Genomic DNA, 21,202 nt, shown 5'->3' with positions numbered 1-21,202 from the left:
TAAGATTTTTACAAAGCTCAGAAATTGTAAACAGGGTAAAAGTTCCAACCGTAGTAACTAAACTCCTTCTATGATAATATTGTATTGAGCCGTTTCTCATCCCTCCAATTGAGATTTTTGGTTTGTTCCTATTTCTATTCTGACCAGAGGGCTGGAAACGGCTCATCTCTTTTTACATAATTGTATGGACTTAACTTTATTACTTTTATCTAACTTTTTTATTTTCATGCAATATACCAATTACAACTAACAAAAAAGATACTAGTAAAAAAACTACTAATGTAACAAAATTTATTATATGCATTTTATATATGTTGTAATATAATGTATCAAATATCACCAATTCAAGAAAAGAATATATCAGTAAGAGGAATATTATTAAAAATCTATTTTTTCTTATTTGAAATATCCAATAATAGGGTAGAAAAACACCTAACCATCCTAATATCAATATAATTTCATCTACCACTATTGCTATAGTTTTCTCAATAACCCACTCATCTGGGTTTCCTGTCAATCCAAAGTGAATATACACCTGTGGTGGTAATTTGATATATAAAATTAAATTAATTATTGTAGATATAGCAAAAATTAACAGTGACAAATAGATAACATATTTTTTTTCAGTTTTAATGGCATTTTTTGAATTTATATGATTTAAATCTCCTACTTCTTTTACTTTATAACTTCTATTACTATTATAATCTCGCCTTACCCCATTTTCATCAAATATTTTGTGCAAATGTTTTTCTGTAAGATAAATTATAGATATAAATAAAGGAATTATATAAATACCAAAGGATATTCCCATTATAGCTGAAGATACATTAAAAATGAACATTATTACATTAATTACAAATAACAATATCGAAAGCAAAATGAATAAATTGGCAGAGTATCTATTTGCTTCTTTGAAAACATCTTCATTTTTTGTAGCAAATTCAGTTCTATAGCCATAAAAGTAATTTATTTTTTTTGGAGGAAAATACTTTAATACCACCCCTATTAACAAAAAGAATAATGGAATACCAAAAGTTAGAAATAATCTCCCTATAAAATCATTCATATATTAACACCTTCCTTATAATCCGATTGTAATCCACATTAAAAATTTAATAATAAACACACAAATTAAATCCTTAAAAAACCATTTTTACCCTGGTAAAACAATCCCATAATTAAATTTCTCATTTTTATTTAAATGGTCCTTTGTCTCTAATAAACTTAAAAGTGGAAGGTCCCTTTTAGTTCACTGAGGTAATTTTGAACTCACCTCTGTGGAATACTGGTAAAGCAGCATTACCACTCGGGAAAGACTGAACTTCTTATCATCTAAAATTTTAGAAGAAATTCTTGCCCATACAATAAGCAAGAATTTCTTCTAAATTTGTACAATTTATCAAACTAATTGATTTTATTATTTTGTGGAAGGTTCAATCGCTTTAACCCAAGTAGTAACAGCTACCACAGTTTGTACCAAATATGCAGCAACGTAATTAACTACACCTACAACGTCCCAAACTGTAGCAGCCAGAACAGCTGCGACAGCAAGAGCTACAATTCCCTCTGGTTCAGCAGCATGACCGCCGCCAAGGGGTGTTATTGAGGGAGTAACATAAGTATTAGAATTACTCACCATATTCACTCCTTTCCTAAATATTCCATGTTATGTCGGATAAACCCCATCTTTTAGGGGATGTCAAACCTTACAATGCTGGATATAAAAAGACTTGAGGAAAAAGAAAGCTCGCTTCCATTAATGTAAAAAGTAGTAACTGCCGAAACTAAAATCAAAAATCCACACATGTCATTGATAGATACGTAACTGTGAAGTTATCTTTGACACTGATAAAGCTTTTCTCTATGATGTCTCAATCCATGCTGCTCATCCCTCTTCTCTTTTTGTTTTTCGTTTTACTCTTTTGTAATATTGAACATTCTAAAAGCCAGATTAAAAGTTTTATTATATGTATGGCTTTTTCAGGCTTACGGAGTACAATTTTTTATTGATTCTGTTTTGTTATTTACATTATTTCGGATATCTTGGAAAATTTCACGCAATAATTAACTCTCTATTCTTGCCAAGCACAATCAGGAATGAAAATTGATCTTGTAATGTCTATATTTATGTTAACCTAAAGAATGGTTTTCAATTCTATAATTATCAATTATATCAATTTCAATATCTTTTTCTTCCCAAACAATGGGAATATCACTGTATTTCTTGTTAAAGTCAGAGATTGAAGTTATTTTACTAGCTAACTCATTGACAATATCTAGTTCCCAAATTCTAGCTAAACCTGCTTCCCAATATTCTCCAAATCTATGTTTCCTGATATTACCTACAGTTAATGGTAAATATGGTGATACAATAATACTGCCATTTGCTTTTATTGAAACAAAATTAATGCAATGTTTACTTAACGTGCGGAAACGTATCAGATGGTCTACAGGATCCCCCCATTCTATTTGTGGTGGCTTTCCACTATTTTGTATATCATATATCTCTCTAACTAAATCTCTATATTGAAGCTGAGAGGGAACAATATCAAGATTCCTAGTAGCACGTCCTAAATACATTAATGGTTGTATTCGTAACTGTGATACTCCTAATTTTAAGCATAAATTATGGATATCTTTTATTTGGTTAATATTAAATTTCGTAGGACAAAATGCAACATCAATATCTTTAAAGCCTATTTTCCTTAAGTTATTTATAGCTTGAATTGCTTTTTCATAAGCACCTTTCATTTTCCGTAATTTCTCATGAGTTTTAGCATCAGCACCATCAAGGCTTATTTGGACTCTATTAACCCCTGCTTCATATAGATTTTTTGCAACTTCTTCACTTAATAAAAATCCATTAGTGACCAAAGATACATTAGGCACATTATTTTTACGTAAAATTTCTGCACATTGATAAATAAGCTCCTTCCTCAATAAAGGCTCGCCACCACAAAAACATACATTGTAAACTTTCATTTGCGCAATATCATTTATTAATTCAATAAACTCATTATCTGATAGTTCTTCATCTATGATACAATTTTCACCACTTAAATTATAACAATGTAAACACCTAAAATTACATTTATTCGTAATATCAACAGCTACTTGCGTAGGTCCTCTTAAAATTTTTACATGCTCTAATGCAATCTTATTATCTTCCTTCATTCATGTTTACTCCTCTCTTATGATTTAGCAATTATTTAAAAAAGCAACTAGAAATCGTGTTATGTAGGACGACATATACTAAGTCCCATGTTTTACAAAGTTCATTTAAGGGATTTAACATAGAACATAGTTTTATCGCTGATAAAGAACCCTATAATTTTGTTAGAAATACATTACAACGTCACTGCTTTGTCCCTTTCAACGAGCGCAATTCCAAAAAATCTCACATTGACTGATGATGGTTATATTGTTTGTGAAACCAGTATTAAAATGCTTAAAGATGGCAATCAGTATTTTGACGGCTTTCTCAAGCAAAAATTTATTTGTAGGTTCTGCGATTCTGAAAATGATCCGACTCGCCTTATCAAGTAATCCTAGATATTTTAATGGCAAAAAGCGTAGAAGCTGTATCATATATATCGTCTTATCTTCTGCCTATAAATCCTCTATTAACAGAGATTCCACATATTTTAAAGCTGTTTATAGCCTGAGAATTGAGTCAGAAAGATATAATTACCGTTTTAAACCTTTAGACTTTGAAAAAGCTTATATGAGGAATGTTAATTTTGCCAGCAATTTTAATACTTTTGATTATATGAGCTTTTTTGTGTCCAAAGTTTAAGTCTTTTTCTTGTTGGTCTGATACAATCGGCTTAAATTTTTTAGCCTAATTTAGTTTTTGTATAATTTATTCCTTTTTAGTATTTTTTGTTTTTCTCTAATTTTCAATATGTTTAAATCCATTTTCTAAAACTCATATAATTACCATATTCTCGGTATAATTTGGTTTTTGTTCTTTACAATTCTCCTCATTAATATAATATGCATATACTCTCACATTCTCCAAATTAATTTCTTTTCTAAAAGTTCCTTCAAAACTAAATCCACATTTTGCAAAACAGTCTAATACTCTTTTGTCTATTGTGCCCTCTATCCAATGAAATTTTATTTTGGTGATTCTCCTTACAGATATTAAAGGTATCTTAGTAATTGCATATTTAAATGCTTTATCAAATACTTCAATGGGTATGTATATTAAATTGATTGACCACGCACTACTTTTATAATCAATAGGAATTGCAAAACTAATTAAACCTATATCATTATTATCTTTACTAACTAAAACAAATTCCTCTGTAAAAGCAAATAGTTTTTGTCTAATTGCTACTTCTTGATATTCAATATCAATTTTTTTATAGGGGTTTATATAACATAAGATGCTTTCATCACCTTTTTTTGATTTTATTACTTCTACCATTTTAATTATACTTTTTATATCTGTCTCTTCTGCTATTCGTAATCTAATACCATCTAACATTTCTTCATAAATACTCATAAATGGGTTTTTCTCCCCTTTCCAACTAATAAGCCCTACTTTTGTAAAATTTGATAATACTTGTAGTACATCATTTGCTATTTGTTTACTGTCTATACTATCATATTTATCGCATAAGTAATTATGTATATCTTCCATTGTATTTTCTCCGTCACATTTTTTTAGTATTTCTACCGCTGTTGGATTAATTATAAGTTCGCGCAATTCCGGATGGTTTTTTAGAATTATTGTTATGTACCCATTTTTTTCTTCTCTTAAATATTCTAAACTTTCTTTATTGAATATTGGAATAGCATGCATCACATTATACCTGACCATATCTTTCCCCCTTATATTTTTGTAAAATTTCTTATTCTTAAATTAAAATTTTAATATTATTATGTTTTTATACACTTATCTTAAAATAATATTTTTGGAATAATAGCAATGACTTTTTACTATTATTTTATTGAATTTTATTTTTGGAATTCTTGTTATTTTGTTTCATTCTAACACCTTACTTTTATAAATCCAATATTTATCAGAAGATTCCCTGTTAATTGGATTTTATCTATCTGTGTTTTTTAAGAGTTATAACTAATTTTTGTTTTTTCACGGTGATTACTACTATACTACTATCAATTAAGGCCGGACTCATGGAACCACTTGTTATTTTTTCAATGCCGAATACTTTGATCATCGGTATCAATGTTAGTAATCAATCGCTTGCTATTAGATTTACGGGTCAAGATAGTAACAAATATTCTAAATTTTTTCGTGTCTTCTTTATATCAATGAACAACGTGTTACATCAGTTCCATAATTTTTTAAAACATAATTTTACTACAAATTTTGCATTAGATTTTCTCCTTACAACTTATAAATGTGCCTGTAAATTTTATTGATAGTTGTAGGAAGTCACTGCTACGGCATATGTTTCAACAACTACTATATGTGGTAGGAAAATTAAAAAATATGACCAATTTCCTATAGGTTGTATTATCCCATTTAAGCTGATGTTTTTAGAGCCTAGTGTTTGAATTGTGGGTTTTACATATGTCATTTTCTCACCTCCTATCCTTTCTGATATTAGACTTGTGCAAAATTCAAAAGCCTTCATTTAAGCCATTCTACAGATATACTTTTTTCCTATCACTCTTGAATTTTTTATCTTTTATGTAGGATTTCACCTCCCATTTGTCGAATTATTATATATACACTATAAAAAAATTTTTTAAGAAGGAGAAAATCCTACATGTATCAGCTTCAATTGCTTTTAAATATACCTGAACTCTTTACCTTCTCAGTCTAAAATTGATTTCCATTCTTCTATGTTTAAAAATCTTGACCTATCTTCAATACCTGAATTCCCTTCCTCTAGTCCTGGCCGTAAGGATTATTCTCATCATGCACTTTTCAGAGCTTTTATTGCCATTAAGATTTAAGATTCGGTACAATTTCTGACCTCTTAGATTATCTCCGCAATAATCTTATCATTGCTCATCTTTGTGGCTTTAACATCCTTAAACCTCTTCCTTCTTATTGGACTTTCCGCCTTTTTATTAATGAGTTCTCTCATGATTATTTGACCTCTATCTTTCAAAACCAGGTCAATATCCTCAAAAATATGGGCGTTATCTTCAGTGAGTTTGTCTCTATGGATTCTACTACCCCTATTAAAAAACATATTATTGTTTATATCCCTCCTAATCTACCAAACTTTTCTACAGCTATTGTAACATACAAATTTTCCAATGTCTACTATACTTTAGTATAGTTTTTATTACATTTCCAGTTAAGGTTTACATAAATAAGCAAAATAATTATACTAAAGTATAGCCCTAAATTTTAGTCCATATCTATCAAACCTAATTTAATAGCCTTCACTACTGCCTCTTTGAGATTTTTTACCTCAAGCTTCTCTACTATTTTTCTCTTGTGATATTTCACAGTCACAACCCCTATTCCAAGAACTTTTGCTATATCTGATTCTCTGTATCCTTTTGCCTCTAATGCCAGTATTTTTGTCTGGCTGTCATTTAATTTTATCTTTATCTTATTTAGCTCTTTTTCTTTTACTATCTTTTCATACTCAGTTGCTATTTTCTCAGCTAGCAGTTTTATTACCATTGATACTTCATCCGCAATCTTTTTATCAATAGTTGATATATCCACATAGCCTACTATTTCCCCATTTTCTACTATTATAGGTGAAGCAATGCAGTGCCATTTTTTGAATATCTTACAGTAGTGCTCCTGAGGTCTTACATACACTACCCTCTTTAATCGCATTGCCATTGAAATCGCATTTGTACCACAGCTTTCTTCTCTAAAGGATACTCCCCGTTCAAAGCCTGAATCTTTTATACACTTTTTCTCTTTTGTGCTGCATTTTACATCCAACAAATATCCTTCAATATCACTGAGCAAAAATAGATACTCACCTTTTACCCACTCCTCTTCTACACTCATATGAAAAGCTTCTATGAGTTCTTTATTTGTATGTATTCTCTTTTGCAAATCTTCTTGATTTAATAAAATCAATGGGAAAATTATTGAAGGGTCAATACCAATTTCTATACATTGTTTATATGAAAAACTTAGTTCCTCTTGCGGACATGAAAAATTCATTTTTATACCCCCAAAAAGATTGAACCATTTTTTAATATTATACAATATTTAGAGCAAAATTTGTGAAATTTGGAACGAAAGTGTCATTTTGGGGAACGAAAATGCATTTTTCGCCTAATATTTTACAATTGGTAATTATAAAAAAATCGAGGAGAATACTCTCCTCTTAGGCTGTAGACAAAGTCAAATTGAAAAATTTCTGCTTAATTGCCAGCACTTGAATAATGCCTTAAAGCCAAGTTCCAAACTTTGTATGAAATTAAGAAAAAGAGGATCGAAACTACAGGAGTTATTAATACTAGCACCAAACCATATTTATAATTTGCTATATAAAACAAACTGGGATAAAAAGCTGTAAAACCAATTGGAATCAAAACTGTAAAAACAATTTTGAGGATATCGTTGTATATTGTGATTGGATATTTTGAAAATTCAAAAAAATCCATTACAAGGTTGGATAAACCTGTTTCGCCAATTGTAAAAAAAGAAATTGAAGAAGATATTAGTCCCAAGGAAGCATATATTAAACTTCCTGAAAGAAGTAATACAGGCAAAAAGATTAATTTTATTGACACTATTTTCAGCCTAACAATGGCAATTATAAGAACAATTATGCCAAATATTAAATCTCCTATACCATCTTCATCAAAAGAGTCTGCCATTATCTGAAATATGACATCAACCGGTTTTAATAAAAAACTATCTAATAAACCTGTCCTCGTATAGAAAGGCAGTGAAATAGTATTTATAAAAAAGCAGTGCCAAATTGCAAAACTTGTACTTGAAAAACCGTATAAAAATAAAATTTGATTGAAGTCCCATCCTTTAATATTGTTAGGGATGTGCAAAATTAATAAAAATAATCACGAACAAAAGCCAAAATATGTATGACATACAATATATAGTAATTAGGACTGACAATCGAACATAAAGAAAGTGGTAAAGGAAAAGAAAAGACAAAAAGAGGAGCTAAAAAAGGGCATAAATATCCTGTAGAAGTCAAATGTTAAAAAATGGCATGAACCAAATTCAGCAAAAGTTAAGCCGATTGCATCAGACCAACAAGGGACTTAAACTCATCAAATTTACCCAGTTTAATAGCTACAATAGCGACAGTAAGCAAAGTAATATGGCCAAAAATATTAAGGTTGCTGACAGAATTAATATTTCTGACATAAGCTTTTTCAAAATCTAGAGCTTTAAAGCGGGAATTATATCTTTCTGATTCAATCCTCAATTTATAGACAGCCTTAAAATATAGGGAGTCTCTATTAATAGAGGACCTATAATCAGAAGATATAATAGCATACTTAGTACAGCCTCTATGCTTTTTGCCATTAAAATATTTAGGATGCTGAATAGGGCAAGCAGAGTCATCTTTAGAATTGCAGAACTTGCAAACAAATTTTTGCTTAATAAAACCATCAAAATATTGCTTGCCGTCTTTGAGCATTTTAATACCTGCTTCACAAACCATATAACCATCATCAGTCAGAGGGGGATTTTTAGAATTACGCTTGTTAAGAGGAATAAAACAATGACCATGGAGAGTATCTCTAACATAATTATAGAGTTTCTTAACGTCATAACCTTTATCAGCGATAAAATTAGTACCAGTCAGTTTAAACCAATTATTAGTATCAGCAAGTAAAGACAAAGCGACATCAAAATCAGGGACATCAGCAGGAGTAGTAGTTTCAGCGATAGGTAATCCAGAGATAGCATCAACAATAATATGATTTTTATAGCCCCAATAAAACTTATAACGTTTATTAGAAGAATCATTAGAAGCAGAATAAACGCCTAATTTACAATCCTTATCAGACTTAGGCTGATTATCTTTAGAGAATTTATTTTTAGAAAAAGACTTAGGGTTATTTAACTTAGTGTTAGCTTTAATAGGGGTAGAGTCCATGGAAATAAACTCACCAGAGATAATACCCATATTTTTGAGGATATTGACTTGATTTTGAAAGATAGTGGTTAAATAATCATGAGAGAACTCATTAATAAAACGGCGGAAAGTCCAATAAGAAGGAAGAGGTTTAAAAATGTTAAAGCCACAAAGATGAGCAATGATAAGATTATTGCGGAGATAATCCAGGAGGTCAGAAATTGTACCGAATCTTTCAGCTTGCATAACAATAAAAGCTCTAAACATTGCATGATGAGAGTAACCCTTACGGCCAGGACTAGAGGAAGGGAATTCAGGTATTGAAGACAGATCAAGATTTTTAAACATAGAAGAATAAAAGTCTATTTTAGACTGGGAAGTAAAGAGTTCAGGTATATTTAAAAGTAATTGAAGCTGGTACATGTAGGATTTCCTCCTCCTTAAGAAATATTTTCATGCTGTATATATAATAATTCGACAAATGGGAGGTGAAATCCTACATAAAAGATAAAAAATTCAAGAGTGATAGAAAAAAAGTATGTCTTCAGAATCGCTTAAATGAAGGCTTTTGAATTTTGCACAAGCCTATTAATATTGTCAATAAGGTGAAATATAAAAAAGATTATTAAAAGGTTTATCAAGTTCTTTAAAATCAAGGCAACAATTCCAAAAAGAAAATCAGCATCGTATTCCATAAAAGAGCTTATATTTATCTTTGTAAAGTGAATATAAAGCTTTATGTACCTCAAAAGCATATTTTTCATATATTAACCACCTTGTACCTTTATTTTCTTTAAGGCATTTCTATAGACAAGAACATACAATAAAAGCAATAAAGCAATTGATACAGTTTGATATTTTACTACATTACAAAAATCATAATTGGCTTTATTCATAATAAACTCTATGGGTGTAAAATAAATTATTCTAAAAGGAAGCCAATCAACTATCTTTCTAAAAACAGGAGGATAGAGAGATATTGGCATCAATCTTCCTGAAAATATTCCCACTATGACATATTTAAAGCTTTGTATTCCCCAAGTACTGGTGGTATAAAAAGCTATAATCCCCATCAGCAGTTCAAAAAAGAACACAAAAACATATGACAGTAAAAGTATAAGTGCAAATTGAAAAAATCTTAAAACTGTCAGTTCTAATTTATAAGGAAGAAGAACCAACAGAACTATAAAGATGAATCCCCCATTTATTAATAACCTATATGCACTTTTGCCCAGAGATTCATAAAATAGCTGTGTTTCAATTTTAACTGGTTTTAAAAGTAAATGAATGATGTCTCCTGTTCTAACATGAAAAGCTATTTTACTACTTACATCCGTTGGAAACACGTAACTTATAATCTGGGCTAAAAAGATATAAAAAATAATATCATTAAAACTATACTGTTTTATATCGCCGGAATGATATATAGCCCGCCACAAAAAATACTGCATAATTAGGTAAAGCAGACCAGATAAAAAACTAAAAAAGGTACCTAATCTGTAAATGTATTGGCTTTCAAACCCTATTTTTATCAATTTAAAACCCAATTTTGCCTTTGTAGAGATTGTCTCCATTTTACCTGCCCCTATCTTTATTTTGAAGACAAATTTGTTTTACAATATCTTTAAAGTCAGGATATTTTATTTCTACTCCTAACACAGTATTGTAACTAAATACATCTGTAAGCACTTGAGGCACTAAATCTTTAGAAACGTTGTCAACCTTTAAAAAGTTTTTAGATATACTAAAAAGCAAACTTTTTACACTTTGTGGTATTACTGCTTCTTTGTTTTTCAGTGTAAAGATGATTTGGCTTCCAACTTCTAATGTGTTTAAAACTTCATCTTTTGAAGCATCAAGGAGAATCTTACCTCTATCCAAAATTATTATTCTATCACTTACCTCCTCAATGTCAGATAAATCGTGGGTAGTGAGAATAATTGTAACTTTCTTCTCTTTCTTGATTTCTTTTAAAAAATGAAGTAAGGCCTCTTTGCTAAAAACATCTAAACCTATGGTAGGCTCATCTAAAAACACAATCTCCGGCCCGTGTAGAAAAGCAGCGCATAACTCAGCCCTCATCTTTTCACCTAAACTCAATGTCCTTACTGGTCTATGCATAATTTCTTTTATATCAAGCACTTCAGAAAAATAATCAAGCCTTTCTTTAAAAACTTTATCATCTACATTATAAATTTCCTTCAGCAAGCTGTAAGACTCATAAGCTGGCAGGTCCCATCTTAACTGGGTTCTTTGTCCAAATACTGCCCCAATTCTATAATTGTTTTTCATTCTATGTTTTGAAGGAATATTGCCAAATACTCTGACCACACCCTCTGTAGGCTCTAAAATCCCTGTTAAAATTTTTATGATTGTGGATTTTCCAGCCCCATTTACTCCAATTAGCCCTACACTTTCACCCAAATCAATAGAAAAGCTGACATTATCTAATGCTTTAACTTCTTTTACACCTTCAAGCCAATCTTCCCTATTCCTGCGCCAAAATACCGCCTAATGCTTTAACTTCTTTTACACCTTCCCTACTCCATAGTCTTTTAAAAATCCTTCCAAGACTTTTCCCTTCATAAGCGCAATAAACTTTTGTTAAATTCTTAACCTCAATAACTCTCATTTGTATCCTGGTCACCCAAACTGTACAAAAATGTACAGTTTAGATAGCTGGGGTATTTGTAGTCCGCCCTTCAGGCTTTCCCAGCCCCAGCAGGCGGTTTTTGGGAAAGCCATAGCCCCTGCCCCAAGAAGCAGGAACTTGCGCCCTCACGGGTCTCCCCACTTGCCCTGAATTAGTAATCCTATCAGGGTAGAGAAGTCTCTTGGTACCTTCTCAGGAGAGAATGGAGTCACCACCGCTACCTTGAGAACTTGCCAGAAATCATAGGTACTAAAACTTGTTCCATCCAGAGGTTTCAGTACCCTTTCTGACTCACTCTCAAGGCTTTGTAAAAATTCTATTGCTTTGTCTATTTCTCTCAAATGCTTTTTCTTTAAATGTCTGTTTTTGACTGTGTTTTTTATATGCTCTTTTAATTCTTCTAATTCCTTTTCAGTCAATGTGTTGAGAAACTTTATATAATTATCTGGTATCTTTTCTTGTAGTCCCAACCCCCTTCTTGCTATTACATAGGCTGCTGCTATATCTTTCGTTATCATGTATTGCGGTGCATATTTTAACATCCCTATTATTGAGGTGTAAGAAGGATTGACTTCTATTACTTCTATCCTTTCTCTTCTTGCTAATGTTTTTATTTTTGAAAGAAGTGATTTATAGCTAAAATTATGTCTTATCCTTCTTGATTTTCTCCCTGAAAAGTCCCCTCTTTTGCCTTTGTCTTTTATTTCTAATTCTTCAATTACAATTGCTTTTCCTTTCTCTTTTGCTATTTTTACTATTTCATGAGCATACTGCCATCTGAAATATTCTCTTTTGTCTTTATTTCCACTTGCAAGCTCTGGCATTGACATATTCCCATAGCTTATTAGATTCCCTTTTTCATTTGTCTCTGCCCATGATATGTTGTCTGGATATGCATTTATATCTATCCCTATTGCTCCTTTTTCTTTTGTTATTTTTATTTCTGGATATTCTTCTTCAATAGCAAAATAAGCGTATATATTGCCATTTTTAAGTTTTAATTCTACAGAGTATGGCATGTTTGATTTGGCAATTTCCTGAAGTATCTCTTCTCTGTTTTTATTCTTCTTCCATCCCACCTGTATCTTCGCATATACGTACTTTCTTTCCCCTACATTTATCCTTAAAAAAGTGCCATTTTTTCTTACTTCTATTCTTGTGTTGAGATTTCCTTTTTTGCTTTTATCCCCTCTTGAATAGAGATTCCCTTTTCTTTTCTCATGCCACCTAATTTTTAATTTTTTATATGCTTTCCCGTTTATATGGCGTTTTTGTAGTTTTTTAAATAATTTTCTTCCTCCAAAGATTACTTTCTTCGGATTACTCCCTAATTCTTTAGAGGATTCTAATGTGCTTCTTGCTTTCATTATTGCATCATCTACATATCTTGAGTTTAAATCAAATGTTCCCTGAAGGTCTCTTTTTAATGTGTTTCTATCATAGCCTTCTAAGAGTCTCTTATATGCAAATCTCATACAAGAAGACCATCTTCTCATTAAGTCTAATACTATTTGTTTGTCTTCTTGATTTAGAAAAATGAGTTTAGCCTGTATTACTATCATGCTTTTTGCCACCCCGTTGTCCGTAAATTCTTGCTGCGAAAGATGTTACTATTGCTATTAAGTCTTCTGCTAGTTCTTTATTTGCATCTTCTTCGTTTTCTTTCCCATTTAAAACTATAAGCTCCACTCCAAAGCTTTCCATGAAAAATTTGAGATATTCAAAACCAAACCTCGCAAGTCTATCAGGATATTCTATTACAACTTTTTCAACTTCTCCTCTTTTTATCTTGTTCAAAAGCTTTAATAAACCTCTCCTGTTTTCATTTACCCCACTTGCTATCTCATGTATGACTTCATACTGCCATCCTTGGGAATTAGCGTATTCTTCAAGCCTTCTAATTTGATTCTTAAGATATTCTTCTTGTTTCTTTGTGGACACTCTTGCATACAAAATTACTTTAGGTTTCGGTTTTTCTTCCAGCATGCCTAATAACTTCTCTATATCTTCTTTTTTGTACCTTCTTCTTCCTTTTGGTGTTCCAACTGGGGTTATTAATCCTTCCTTTTCCCAGTTTATTAATGTAATTCTGCTTATATCATATAGCTATTTAACCTTTTTTATAGTTAATAACATTCATCATCACCCAATTAAAATTATATCATTTTTTACTACTAATTCCAACTGTTTTGACCTCCTCTTTTCCTGGCACTTAATAAATTTACTTAATCATTACAATATTACTTTTTCAGAATTACTTGTGCTATAATCTTAATATAATTTTGATTTGATACGGAACTCGGTTTTCCTGCAAAGGTAGAATAAAAAAAGTGGAGGGTTAAAGATGTTTCCAATCAGGGATAATATACCAAGCAGACGACCACCCCTCATTACGCTCCTGCTCATAATAATAAATTCGATCATCTTCTTCACTCTTTCAAGTGCTTCATACAGCACTTTTGCCGGGTTTGTTTACAAATACGGGCTTATACCGGCAAAAATTACAAAACTGGTTATATCCGGTGTACCGTTTTCCGGCAGCGACTTATACCCTTTTATCACCAGTATGTTTCTTCACGGTAACACATTTCACCTAATTAGCAACATGTGGATACTTTGGCTGTTCGGAGATAATGTTGAAGATAGAATGGGTCATATAAGATTCCTCATTTTCTACATCCTTAGTGGGGTAATCGCAGGTGTATTTCACCTGGTTTTTAATCCCATCTCACCAGTGCCGGTGGTAGGGGCTTCTGGAGCTATTGCAGGCGTTATGGGTGCTTACTTCATATTATTCCCGTCGGCAAGGATAATCACCCTGGTACCAACCTTTTTCCTGGTTCCAGTCTTCCTCCCAATACACGCCGTAGTCTATCTCTTCCTATGGTTCCTGACCCAGCTCTATTCCGGCACGGTCTACTCTGTCATTGGTGGTACAACGGTTGGTGGAATAGCCTGGTGGGCGCACATAGGAGGATTTATCAGTGGTGTGTTGTTAAATAGGTTGTTCCTTAGAGATAGGTATTAATTAACTCGTGCTCACAATGGCGATTTCTCCACAGTCCCAAGGAAGCTAATATGTACCCAATAAACCATTTTTTCTAGCATACCTACTACTCATACCAAAAACTACCGAACCAACTATAAACCACAGCATACTCACAAGTATAAGTATCAACCACTCATTGTAAGAAATAGCAATATTACTTACTGATTTTCTCGCTATATCATTTCCCACTGTAAGTGGTATAATGCAACTAATTGCGCTGGAAGGAGATGTTTTAGTTAATGTGTCTGTTATAAAAAGAAGCAGGATTTGTATAAGTAGCGTCAATTGATTAATTCTTTTTGCTATTAGAGAAAGTCCTCCCAAAATAAGTCCCATGGCATACATCATATACCCCAAAAGGAGGAATCAGCTGTTTTTCTTAAAAAGTCAGTATCATGGGAAGCAATCAATACTGTTATCTTCATCTCCTCTCTCAAAGTCTTAATAGCACTGGTAAGTAAGATACGTGATTCTATATCTAATCCATTGGAAGGTTCATCCAAAATTAAAAGCTCCGGTTCGTGAAGTAAAGAAGCAGTTATTGTTACCCTTTCTTTTTGACCCATTGAAAGAGTGTTTACTTTTCGTGTTAATAATTCTTTCGTTTTTAGAACGTCTGCATATTTTTCTATATTTTTCTTTAATTCTCCCATTGTTTTCCCCTTTATACTTCCAAAATAATAGTAATTATCAAGGACAGAAATAGCCCAGTATAAATTCTTGTTGCCTTCAAGTACTACGCCTATTTTTTCATTATTTTTAATCGAGTTTTGTCTTCCATTTTGATATTAGATATAATAACTTCATAATAACTTCACCTGAATCAGGAATTGTTAAACCGCATATTATTTTGAGTAAAGTGGTTTTCCCTGCTCCATTCGGGCCGAGAAGTCCTACTATTTCCCCTTTATTTATATCCATAGATATATTGTTTAAAACTATAACCTTGCTTTTATTGTATTTTTTGTATAAATTTTTAACAGTAAGCAAATCTTTTATCCTTCCTTGTTATTGTCTATCGAAAGTATAATTACATCATTTTCTAAACCTGCTTGATTTTAGCATTATTAATGGTGCAGTTATTGAAGTGTCGATACCCATTTTACTGCATCGTTTATAAGAAGAAAGTAATTCCTTTTGTGGACATAAAAAGTCCATTTTTAATACCCACAAAATGCTATAAACATTTTTAAAAATTTATTAATTCCATAAAATATTATACAATATTTAAAATTAAATTTGTGGAATTTGGAACGAAAAGGATAAAATAATTTTTCTGTTGCGAAAATATGACTTATCCTATATAATAATATTCAAGTTATGCTTTATCAATTTGTATTGATAAATTTTCGAAGTTTTTGTTATATTTTAAACAAAGGAGAGAAATAAATGGCTGATAAAATTCAAATGAAGGTTCCCCTCGTTGAAATGGACGGGGACGAAATGACAAGAATCATATGGAAATTGATAAAAGAAATACTTTTAGAGCCCTATATAGACCTCAAAACGGAATATTATGACCTTGGAATTAAAAACAGAGACGAAACAGAGGACCAAGTCACAGTTGATGCGGCATATGCCATCAAAAAATATGGTGTTGGTGTAAAATGTGCAACAATTACTCCCAATGCCCAGAGAGTTGAAGAATACAATCTTAAAAAAATGTGGAAAAGCCCTAATGGTACAATCAGAGCAATACTTGACGGAACAGTTTTTCGCACACCTATTATTGTAGAAAGTATCAAACCTCTCGTAAAAACATGGAAAAAGCCCATTACAATTGCAAGGCATGCCTATGGAGACATTTATAAAGATGTGGAATACAGAGTCGAAAATAAAGGAAAAGCAGAACTTGTTTTCGTATCAAAAAGTGGTGAAGTGTCAAAGCAGACAATACATGAATTTGAAGGTCCTGGAGTTATCCTCGGCATGCACAACACTGATGAATCAATAAAGAGTTTTGCAAGAGCATGTTTTAACTATGCCTTAGACACCAAGCAGGATTTGTGGTTTGCGACCAAAGACACCATATCAAAAATATATGACCACAGATTTAAAGACATATTCCAGGAAATATATGAAAATGAATATAAAGAAAAATTTGAAGAAGCAGGAATTGAATATTTTTATACCCTTATTGACGATGCCGTAGCTCGAATTGTAAGGTCTGAAGGCGGAATGATTTGGGCATGCAAAAATTATGACGGCGATGTGATGTCAGATATGGTAGCAACAGCATTTGGAAGCCTCGCCATGATGACTTCTGTACTGGTATCTCCTGATGGTAAATACGAATTTGAAGCAGCTCATGGAACAGTTACAAGGCATTATTATAAATACCTTAAAGGAGAAGAAACTTCTACAAATTCTATTGCTACAATTTTCGCATGGACAGGTGCTTTGAAAAAGAGAGGAGAACTTGACGGAATAGAAGACCTTGTAAACTTCGCAGATAAACTTGAAAAAGCATCCCTTCAGACAATTGAAAAGGGCATAATGACAAAAGACTTAGCTATGCTTTCTGACTTGCCAAATAAAACTGTTGTAAATACAGAAAGTTTCCTCATTGAAATTAAAAAGACATTAGAAGAAATATTATAAAAAGGATAGACAAGGGAACCGTCCCCTTGTCTATCGTTCTTTCGTTGCCTTTTGATCAATCTCTTTGATAAAGTGATCCTTCCCTTTAATATATTCCTCAATATTATAGGGATACTTTTTGGCTAATTCGTCTTTCAAGTCAGAATAGGCTTTTGCCTCATCTGGATGATTTATTAGATAATCCCTAAATCGAATATGACGTGCAATTTCGGGATTTCCAGTTTGAAAAATATGAACATGATGTGTACGATTAATCTCATCCCCTTTTATGAAAAATCTCCGATTTGGGATTCCGTTTTCTCCTAAAGGAATATAGCCTTGTTGAATTAGCTTGTCATTAAATTGGTCTACTTTATCTATTTCTTTAACCTCAATTAAAATATCAATTATCGGTTTAGCTTTTATATTCGGAATAGCTGTACTACCAATATGGTGAATATCAACGATTATATCTTTCAATATTTCCCTTAATATTTCTGCTTCATCTTCAAATTTTTTCTTCCAATCTGATTGATAATCAATAACTTCTACTTTTCTCTTATTTTTCATTTAAGTTTCTTCACCCCTAAGAATAAATTTGTTAGCATGCTGCGTAAAAATAGGGCTTTTGTCAGTGATTTCGAGCTTTCCTCCTGTCATTTCTTGCATATCAATCCAGCAGTTTATAATAATCAATATTTATAAATATACTAATTAGAAACACAAAAACAGTTACCCAATATACATCACTTTTTTTAAGTTCACTTGTCATCTTGATTCCTATACCTATGATTATAAACTGCCACACCATGAAGGGATCAATACTTCTCAAAAAGCCATATATTGTAGTTCCTTTTAACGAAGGAAACAACAATGCAGGTGACATATCCACTAAAAGCTGTCCTGTAAAAAAGGATGCAATAAAGCATATTAGAAAATATATTAAAACAGGAGTATAGGCATAACCAGTAATTGAAAATAATTGTACTACATCCGCTTTTCCTCTAAATACCCATTTGATTACAGCATAAAGAGCTAACACGATAAAAATCCACGAAAGTGTATTATTTATAAGCGTAGAAGTTATTACAGATCTTGGCGCCAACTTAATAGCTAAATCTATTTCCTGTGGCGTAAATCCTGCGTCTGGTTGCGATAACCTCATTTTTAAAAGTTCACGTATATGTCTTTCATATACAGGATAACGTAAGATATAAAGAAACACTATCCCGACAATTTTAACTATAGCTGGATAAACTAATTTAGGTTGATACATTAAGTTTTTTATTGTAATAGAAGGTTTAAATAGAATTCCGTAAATTCTTTCGAGAAAATTTAAATTTTTTATGTCTTCTTCTGTTTCAACTCTAAAAAACGCCATTAAATTTCCTCCTTTTAGGTTAAAAATAAAAAAGGTTTTTGAGTTTTTTGTCGAATATATAAATCAATAAACACATAAATTAAATTCTACATTTTTATAAAAAATCCTTCAAAAAAATTTCTGCCAATCACATAAAATACTATATAAAATTTTTCAGTTATGTTAAAATGTTATTAAAGGGGGGAACAAAAAGTGTTTAAATTAAGGAAAATTTTACTATTTATAATCTTGTTAATTTTTGTTATACTGCCACTTTCTTCTTTAAAAGCAGTTCCGCCCCAAAGCCCCGTTTATGTACTATCCATTGATGGCCCTATTGTACCAGTTGTCGCAGATTACATTGAAAGTGGCTTGCAGGAAGCAGAAAAAAATGGTGCAAGTTGTATAGTCATAGAACTTTCTACTCCTGGCGGTTTGTATTCTACTACTCAAAAAATCGTCACAAAAATACTAAATTCTCATATTCCTGTGGTAGTATATGTCTCCCCCGCAGGAGCTTGGGCGGGCTCTGCTGGTACTTTCATAACACTTTCAGCAAATGTCGCTGCAATGGCTCCTGGAAGTAGAATAGGCGCCGCCCATCCTGTGTCAATGGAAGACGACTCTGCTTTATCAGATGTACAAAGGCAAAAACTCACTCATGACGCTGCTGCCTGGATAAGAAGCATCGCAGAAAACAGAGGGAGAGACCCCAAAAATGCTGAAATGGCAGTTATTGAAAGCAAATCTTTTACTGACACAGAAGCATTAAATGCCCATTTAGTCGATTTTAAAGCTACTAATTTAAATGACCTTCTAAAAAAAATAAACGGCCTTACAGTCAAAAATTTTGACGGCACAATTACAACTTTGCAAACTGATGGTCCAATCAAATACTTCCCAATGTCTTCAGCTCAAAAATTTCTCTTTGCAATAAGCGATCCAAATATTGCTTATCTTCTCATGAGCGCTGGTATCTTGGGCATTGTATTGGAGCTTTATCATCCTGGGGCTATCTTTCCCGGTGTGGCAGGAGGAATAAGCTTACTTTTAGGCCTCTACACACTTGGAACATTAAATGCTCAATTAAGTGGAATGCTTCTTGTCATATTAGGGCTTGTGCTTTTGGCATCTGAGGCCTTTGTGGTAAGCCATGGAATTTTAGCAGTGGGCGGTATAACTTCCTTCGTACTTGGCTCTTTAATGTTATTTAGTGGAAACCAAATGGGACTCACTATAAACAAAGGAGTAGTTTTCGCAACAGCCTTTTTCATGGCAGCTTTTGTTTCTTTCCTCTTAGCTGCTGTTATAAAAGCTCAAAAGAGAAAAGTAGTCACAGGAGTAGAAGGTCTAATTGGTGAAATAGGTATTGCAGTAAGTGATATTAATCCAAATGGCATAGTCTTGGTAGAAGGAGAAAGGTGGCAGGCAGAATCTAAAGAGTATATTGCAAAAGGCGAAAAGGTGGTCATTACAGCAGTAGAGGGTTTGACAGTTAAAGTTGAAAAAATAAAAGAGGGAGGCAGTAAAAAAAATGATTGAGAGTTTTGCATTTCTATTCACCTTATTAATAATCCTTATAAGTTTAATTTCCGCATCCATTAGAATAGTACAGGAATACGAAAGGGGCGTAATTTTTCGTCTCGGGCGCTACGTAGGTGTAAGAGGACCAGGAATATTTTTCTTGATTCCTATAATAGAGAGAATGCAAAAAGTAGATTTGAGAGTCATAACAATGGAAGTACCAACACAAGAGGCAATTACAAGAGACAACGTTACTGTTAAAGTAAATGCAGTAGTATACTTCAGAGTAATAGACCCTGCCAACGCTGTTATAAAAGTTTTAGACCACATAAGAGCAACATCTCAGCTGGCACAAACTACACTAAGAAGCGTTTTAGGTCAGTCTGACTTAGACGAATTATTATCTCACAGAGAAGAAATAAACAAGAGGCTTCGCGAGATTATAGATGAGGGAACAGAGCCATGGGGAGTAAAAGTGAATCTTGTGGAAATAAGGGATGTAGAACTACCACAAAGCATGCAAAGGGCCATGGCAGCACAAGCAGAAGCAGAAAGGGAACGCCGTGCTAAAATTATAAATGCTGATGGAGAATATCAAGCAGCGGCAAAACTTGCTGAAGCTGCCCGCATCATAGCCTCACAACCCGTTTCTCTGCAACTTAGGTATCTTCAAACTTTAAGAGAAATAGCTAATGACAGGTCAAACATAGTAGTTTTCCCAATGTCTTTAGATATTTTTCAGCAATTTTTCCCTCAAGGACAAAAAGAAAGTAAAAATGAATAGTTTTAAGCTGCTGAGTTTTCAGCAGCTTAAAACTGTAAACAAACTATTTTGCAAGATTGGCATTTTGTGAAGTAATGCGACTCGCGACAAAGCAGCCCGGCACTCAAGTAAGAAAGTTTATAAAGCAAAAATAGAAAAACAATCATACTTACTTGAGTGCCGGGAAACTTAGCAAGCTCGAAAGACGTAGGCGAGGCTGGAGCCACGGATGGCGGAAGCGGCCACCTGAGACAAGGAT

Annotated in this window: 24 protein-coding genes and 1 pseudogene; 6 read left to right on the top strand and 19 right to left on the bottom strand. The window is 32.5% G+C overall.

Annotated elements, in window-relative coordinates; translation table 11 throughout:
* Window positions 1-205: 205 nt before the first annotated feature.
* The 3 genes from EB239_RS04485 to EB239_RS04475 all read right to left on the bottom strand — a co-directional run bounded on the left by EB239_RS04485 (window position 206) and on the right by EB239_RS04475 (window position 3,174).
* Window positions 206-1,066 (bottom strand): SdpI family protein, encoded by an 861-nt coding sequence (locus tag EB239_RS04485; RefSeq protein WP_003871180.1) that lies wholly within the window; start codon window positions 1,064-1,066, stop codon window positions 206-208.
* A 351-nt stretch (window positions 1,067-1,417) separates the two neighbouring features.
* On the bottom strand, window positions 1,418-1,639 hold the full coding sequence (locus tag EB239_RS04480; RefSeq protein ID WP_003871179.1) for a hypothetical protein: 222 nt from the start codon (window positions 1,637-1,639) through the stop codon (window positions 1,418-1,420).
* Window positions 1,640-2,130: 491 nt separating this feature from the next.
* Entirely contained in the window at window positions 2,131-3,174 is a 1,044-nt protein-coding gene (locus tag EB239_RS04475; protein WP_003871178.1) for a radical SAM/SPASM domain-containing protein, read from the bottom strand.
* A 280-nt stretch (window positions 3,175-3,454) separates the two neighbouring features.
* On the opposite strand from EB239_RS04475, the gene EB239_RS04470 reads away from it, so the two are divergent.
* On the top strand, window positions 3,455-3,796 hold the full coding sequence (locus tag EB239_RS04470) for a hypothetical protein (RefSeq protein WP_208638267.1): 342 nt from the start codon (window positions 3,455-3,457) through the stop codon (window positions 3,794-3,796).
* A 132-nt stretch (window positions 3,797-3,928) separates the two neighbouring features.
* On the opposite strand, the gene EB239_RS04465 is transcribed toward EB239_RS04470, so the two are convergent.
* Both EB239_RS04465 and EB239_RS04460 read right to left on the bottom strand, forming a co-directional pair.
* Entirely contained in the window at window positions 3,929-4,828 is a 900-nt protein-coding gene (locus tag EB239_RS04465) for a PqqD family protein (RefSeq protein WP_003871177.1), read from the bottom strand.
* A gap of 559 nt (window positions 4,829-5,387) precedes the next feature.
* Entirely contained in the window at window positions 5,388-5,609 is a 222-nt protein-coding gene (locus EB239_RS04460) for a hypothetical protein (protein ID WP_129545096.1), read from the bottom strand.
* A 135-nt stretch (window positions 5,610-5,744) separates the two neighbouring features.
* Between EB239_RS04460 and EB239_RS14900 the strand changes: the two are divergent.
* Window positions 5,745-6,170 (top strand): annotated as a pseudogene (locus tag EB239_RS14900) (transposase); the annotation flags it as partial.
* Window positions 6,171-6,337: 167 nt separating this feature from the next.
* Here the strand turns inward: EB239_RS14900 and EB239_RS04445 are convergent.
* The 9 genes from EB239_RS04445 to EB239_RS04410 form a co-directional block, all read right to left on the bottom strand.
* On the bottom strand, window positions 6,338-7,120 hold the full coding sequence (locus tag EB239_RS04445; RefSeq protein ID WP_003871173.1) for a LuxR family transcriptional regulator: 783 nt from the start codon (window positions 7,118-7,120) through the stop codon (window positions 6,338-6,340).
* Between the two features lie 203 nt (window positions 7,121-7,323).
* Window positions 7,324-7,968 carry an ABC transporter permease gene (locus tag EB239_RS04440; RefSeq protein WP_318261437.1) on the bottom strand — a complete coding sequence of 215 codons (645 nt, stop codon included), beginning with the start codon at window positions 7,966-7,968 and terminating at the stop codon, window positions 7,324-7,326.
* Between the two features lie 191 nt (window positions 7,969-8,159).
* Window positions 8,160-9,437, bottom strand: a complete 1,278-nt coding sequence (locus EB239_RS04435; RefSeq protein WP_129545095.1) for a transposase — start codon at window positions 9,435-9,437, stop codon at window positions 8,160-8,162.
* 131 nt (window positions 9,438-9,568) lie between these two features.
* On the bottom strand, window positions 9,569-9,778 hold the full coding sequence (locus EB239_RS04430; protein WP_003871569.1) for a hypothetical protein: 210 nt from the start codon (window positions 9,776-9,778) through the stop codon (window positions 9,569-9,571).
* A gap of 3 nt (window positions 9,779-9,781) precedes the next feature.
* A complete protein-coding gene (locus EB239_RS04425; RefSeq protein WP_003867126.1) occupies window positions 9,782-10,588 on the bottom strand; it encodes an ABC transporter permease in 807 nt (268 codons plus the stop codon).
* 1 nt (window position 10,589) lies between these two features.
* Window positions 10,590-11,438 carry an ABC transporter ATP-binding protein gene (locus tag EB239_RS04420; RefSeq protein WP_003870845.1) on the bottom strand — a complete coding sequence of 283 codons (849 nt, stop codon included), beginning with the start codon at window positions 11,436-11,438 and terminating at the stop codon, window positions 10,590-10,592.
* Between the two features lie 64 nt (window positions 11,439-11,502).
* On the bottom strand, window positions 11,503-11,646 hold the full coding sequence (locus EB239_RS14895; RefSeq protein ID WP_003870846.1) for a hypothetical protein: 144 nt from the start codon (window positions 11,644-11,646) through the stop codon (window positions 11,503-11,505).
* Between the two features lie 146 nt (window positions 11,647-11,792).
* On the bottom strand, window positions 11,793-13,229 hold the full coding sequence (locus EB239_RS04415; RefSeq protein ID WP_129545094.1) for an IS200/IS605 family accessory protein TnpB-related protein: 1,437 nt from the start codon (window positions 13,227-13,229) through the stop codon (window positions 11,793-11,795).
* The gene (locus EB239_RS04410; RefSeq protein WP_318261457.1) at window positions 13,210-13,764 is read right to left on the bottom strand and encodes an IS607 family transposase; all 555 of its coding nucleotides are present in this window, start codon (window positions 13,762-13,764) and stop codon (window positions 13,210-13,212) included. Before EB239_RS04410 ends, EB239_RS04415 begins: the two co-directional genes overlap by 20 nt.
* 247 nt (window positions 13,765-14,011) lie before the next feature.
* Here EB239_RS04410 and EB239_RS04405 point away from each other — a divergent pair, with 247 nt between their 5' ends.
* Complete coding sequence (locus EB239_RS04405) at window positions 14,012-14,695, top strand: rhomboid family intramembrane serine protease (protein WP_003870849.1); 684 nt, start codon at window positions 14,012-14,014, stop codon at window positions 14,693-14,695.
* Window positions 14,696-14,740: 45 nt separating this feature from the next.
* Here EB239_RS04405 and EB239_RS04400 read toward each other — a convergent pair whose 3' ends face one another.
* Genes EB239_RS04400 through EB239_RS04390 form a run of 3 tightly spaced genes read right to left on the bottom strand, consistent with a single transcriptional unit; the run spans window position 14,741 to window position 15,706 of the window.
* A complete protein-coding gene (locus EB239_RS04400) occupies window positions 14,741-15,073 on the bottom strand; it encodes a hypothetical protein (RefSeq protein WP_318261436.1) in 333 nt (110 codons plus the stop codon).
* Entirely contained in the window at window positions 15,061-15,420 is a 360-nt protein-coding gene (locus EB239_RS04395; protein WP_279625026.1) for an ATP-binding cassette domain-containing protein, read from the bottom strand. The genes EB239_RS04400 and EB239_RS04395 overlap by 13 nt, the downstream gene beginning before the upstream one ends.
* Before the next feature lie 55 nt (window positions 15,421-15,475).
* Complete coding sequence (locus EB239_RS04390; protein ID WP_003867135.1) at window positions 15,476-15,706, bottom strand: ATP-binding cassette domain-containing protein; 231 nt, start codon at window positions 15,704-15,706, stop codon at window positions 15,476-15,478.
* A gap of 399 nt (window positions 15,707-16,105) precedes the next feature.
* Here EB239_RS04390 and EB239_RS04380 point away from each other — a divergent pair, with 399 nt between their 5' ends.
* Window positions 16,106-17,317, top strand: coding sequence for an NADP-dependent isocitrate dehydrogenase (locus EB239_RS04380; protein ID WP_003870851.1), 1,212 nt, complete (start codon window positions 16,106-16,108; stop codon window positions 17,315-17,317).
* Between the two features lie 30 nt (window positions 17,318-17,347).
* Here EB239_RS04380 and EB239_RS04375 read toward each other — a convergent pair whose 3' ends face one another.
* Window positions 17,348-17,866 carry a GrpB family protein gene (locus EB239_RS04375; RefSeq protein WP_003870852.1) on the bottom strand — a complete coding sequence of 173 codons (519 nt, stop codon included), beginning with the start codon at window positions 17,864-17,866 and terminating at the stop codon, window positions 17,348-17,350.
* A 100-nt stretch (window positions 17,867-17,966) separates the two neighbouring features.
* Window positions 17,967-18,677 carry a YIP1 family protein gene (locus EB239_RS04370; protein ID WP_003870854.1) on the bottom strand — a complete coding sequence of 237 codons (711 nt, stop codon included), beginning with the start codon at window positions 18,675-18,677 and terminating at the stop codon, window positions 17,967-17,969.
* Between the two features lie 192 nt (window positions 18,678-18,869).
* Here EB239_RS04370 and EB239_RS04365 point away from each other — a divergent pair, with 192 nt between their 5' ends.
* Window positions 18,870-20,198 carry an NfeD family protein gene (locus EB239_RS04365; protein ID WP_003870855.1) on the top strand — a complete coding sequence of 443 codons (1,329 nt, stop codon included), beginning with the start codon at window positions 18,870-18,872 and terminating at the stop codon, window positions 20,196-20,198.
* On the top strand, window positions 20,191-20,964 hold the full coding sequence (locus EB239_RS04360; protein WP_003870856.1) for a slipin family protein: 774 nt from the start codon (window positions 20,191-20,193) through the stop codon (window positions 20,962-20,964). The genes EB239_RS04365 and EB239_RS04360 overlap by 8 nt, the downstream gene beginning before the upstream one ends.
* Window positions 20,965-21,202: the final 238 nt, after the last annotated feature.

Source organism: Thermoanaerobacter ethanolicus JW 200, from assembly GCF_003722315.1.
GTDB lineage: Bacteria > Bacillota > Thermoanaerobacteria > Thermoanaerobacterales > Thermoanaerobacteraceae > Thermoanaerobacter > Thermoanaerobacter ethanolicus.
The sequence above is the reverse complement of the archived record's forward strand: the minus strand, read 5'-3'. Positions and strand labels throughout refer to the sequence as shown.

Coding starts and splice junctions, on each gene's coding strand:
- EB239_RS04485 (WP_003871180.1), bottom strand. CDS start 1,066: ATGAATGATTTTATAGGGAGATTATTTCTAACTTTTGGTATTCCATTA.
- EB239_RS04480 (WP_003871179.1), bottom strand. CDS start 1,639: ATGGTGAGTAATTCTAATACTTATGTTACTCCCTCAATAACACCCCTT.
- EB239_RS04475 (WP_003871178.1), bottom strand. CDS start 3,174: ATGAAGGAAGATAATAAGATTGCATTAGAGCATGTAAAAATTTTAAGA.
- EB239_RS04470 (WP_208638267.1), top strand. CDS start 3,455: ATGGCAATCAGTATTTTGACGGCTTTCTCAAGCAAAAATTTATTTGTA.
- EB239_RS04465 (WP_003871177.1), bottom strand. CDS start 4,828: ATGGTCAGGTATAATGTGATGCATGCTATTCCAATATTCAATAAAGAA.
- EB239_RS04460 (WP_129545096.1), bottom strand. CDS start 5,609: ATGAAGGCTTTTGAATTTTGCACAAGTCTAATATCAGAAAGGATAGGA.
- EB239_RS04445 (WP_003871173.1), bottom strand. CDS start 7,120: ATGAATTTTTCATGTCCGCAAGAGGAACTAAGTTTTTCATATAAACAA.
- EB239_RS04435 (WP_129545095.1), bottom strand. CDS start 9,437: ATGTACCAGCTTCAATTACTTTTAAATATACCTGAACTCTTTACTTCC.
- EB239_RS04430 (WP_003871569.1), bottom strand. CDS start 9,778: ATGAAAAATATGCTTTTGAGGTACATAAAGCTTTATATTCACTTTACA.
- EB239_RS04425 (WP_003867126.1), bottom strand. CDS start 10,588: ATGGAGACAATCTCTACAAAGGCAAAATTGGGTTTTAAATTGATAAAA.
- EB239_RS14895 (WP_003870846.1), bottom strand. CDS start 11,646: ATGAGAGTTATTGAGGTTAAGAATTTAACAAAAGTTTATTGCGCTTAT.
- EB239_RS04415 (WP_129545094.1), bottom strand. CDS start 13,229: ATGATAGTAATACAGGCTAAACTCATTTTTCTAAATCAAGAAGACAAA.
- EB239_RS04405 (WP_003870849.1), top strand. CDS start 14,012: ATGTTTCCAATCAGGGATAATATACCAAGCAGACGACCACCCCTCATT.
- EB239_RS04380 (WP_003870851.1), top strand. CDS start 16,106: ATGGCTGATAAAATTCAAATGAAGGTTCCCCTCGTTGAAATGGACGGG.
- EB239_RS04375 (WP_003870852.1), bottom strand. CDS start 17,866: ATGAAAAATAAGAGAAAAGTAGAAGTTATTGATTATCAATCAGATTGG.
- EB239_RS04370 (WP_003870854.1), bottom strand. CDS start 18,677: ATGGCGTTTTTTAGAGTTGAAACAGAAGAAGACATAAAAAATTTAAAT.
- EB239_RS04360 (WP_003870856.1), top strand. CDS start 20,191: ATGATTGAGAGTTTTGCATTTCTATTCACCTTATTAATAATCCTTATA.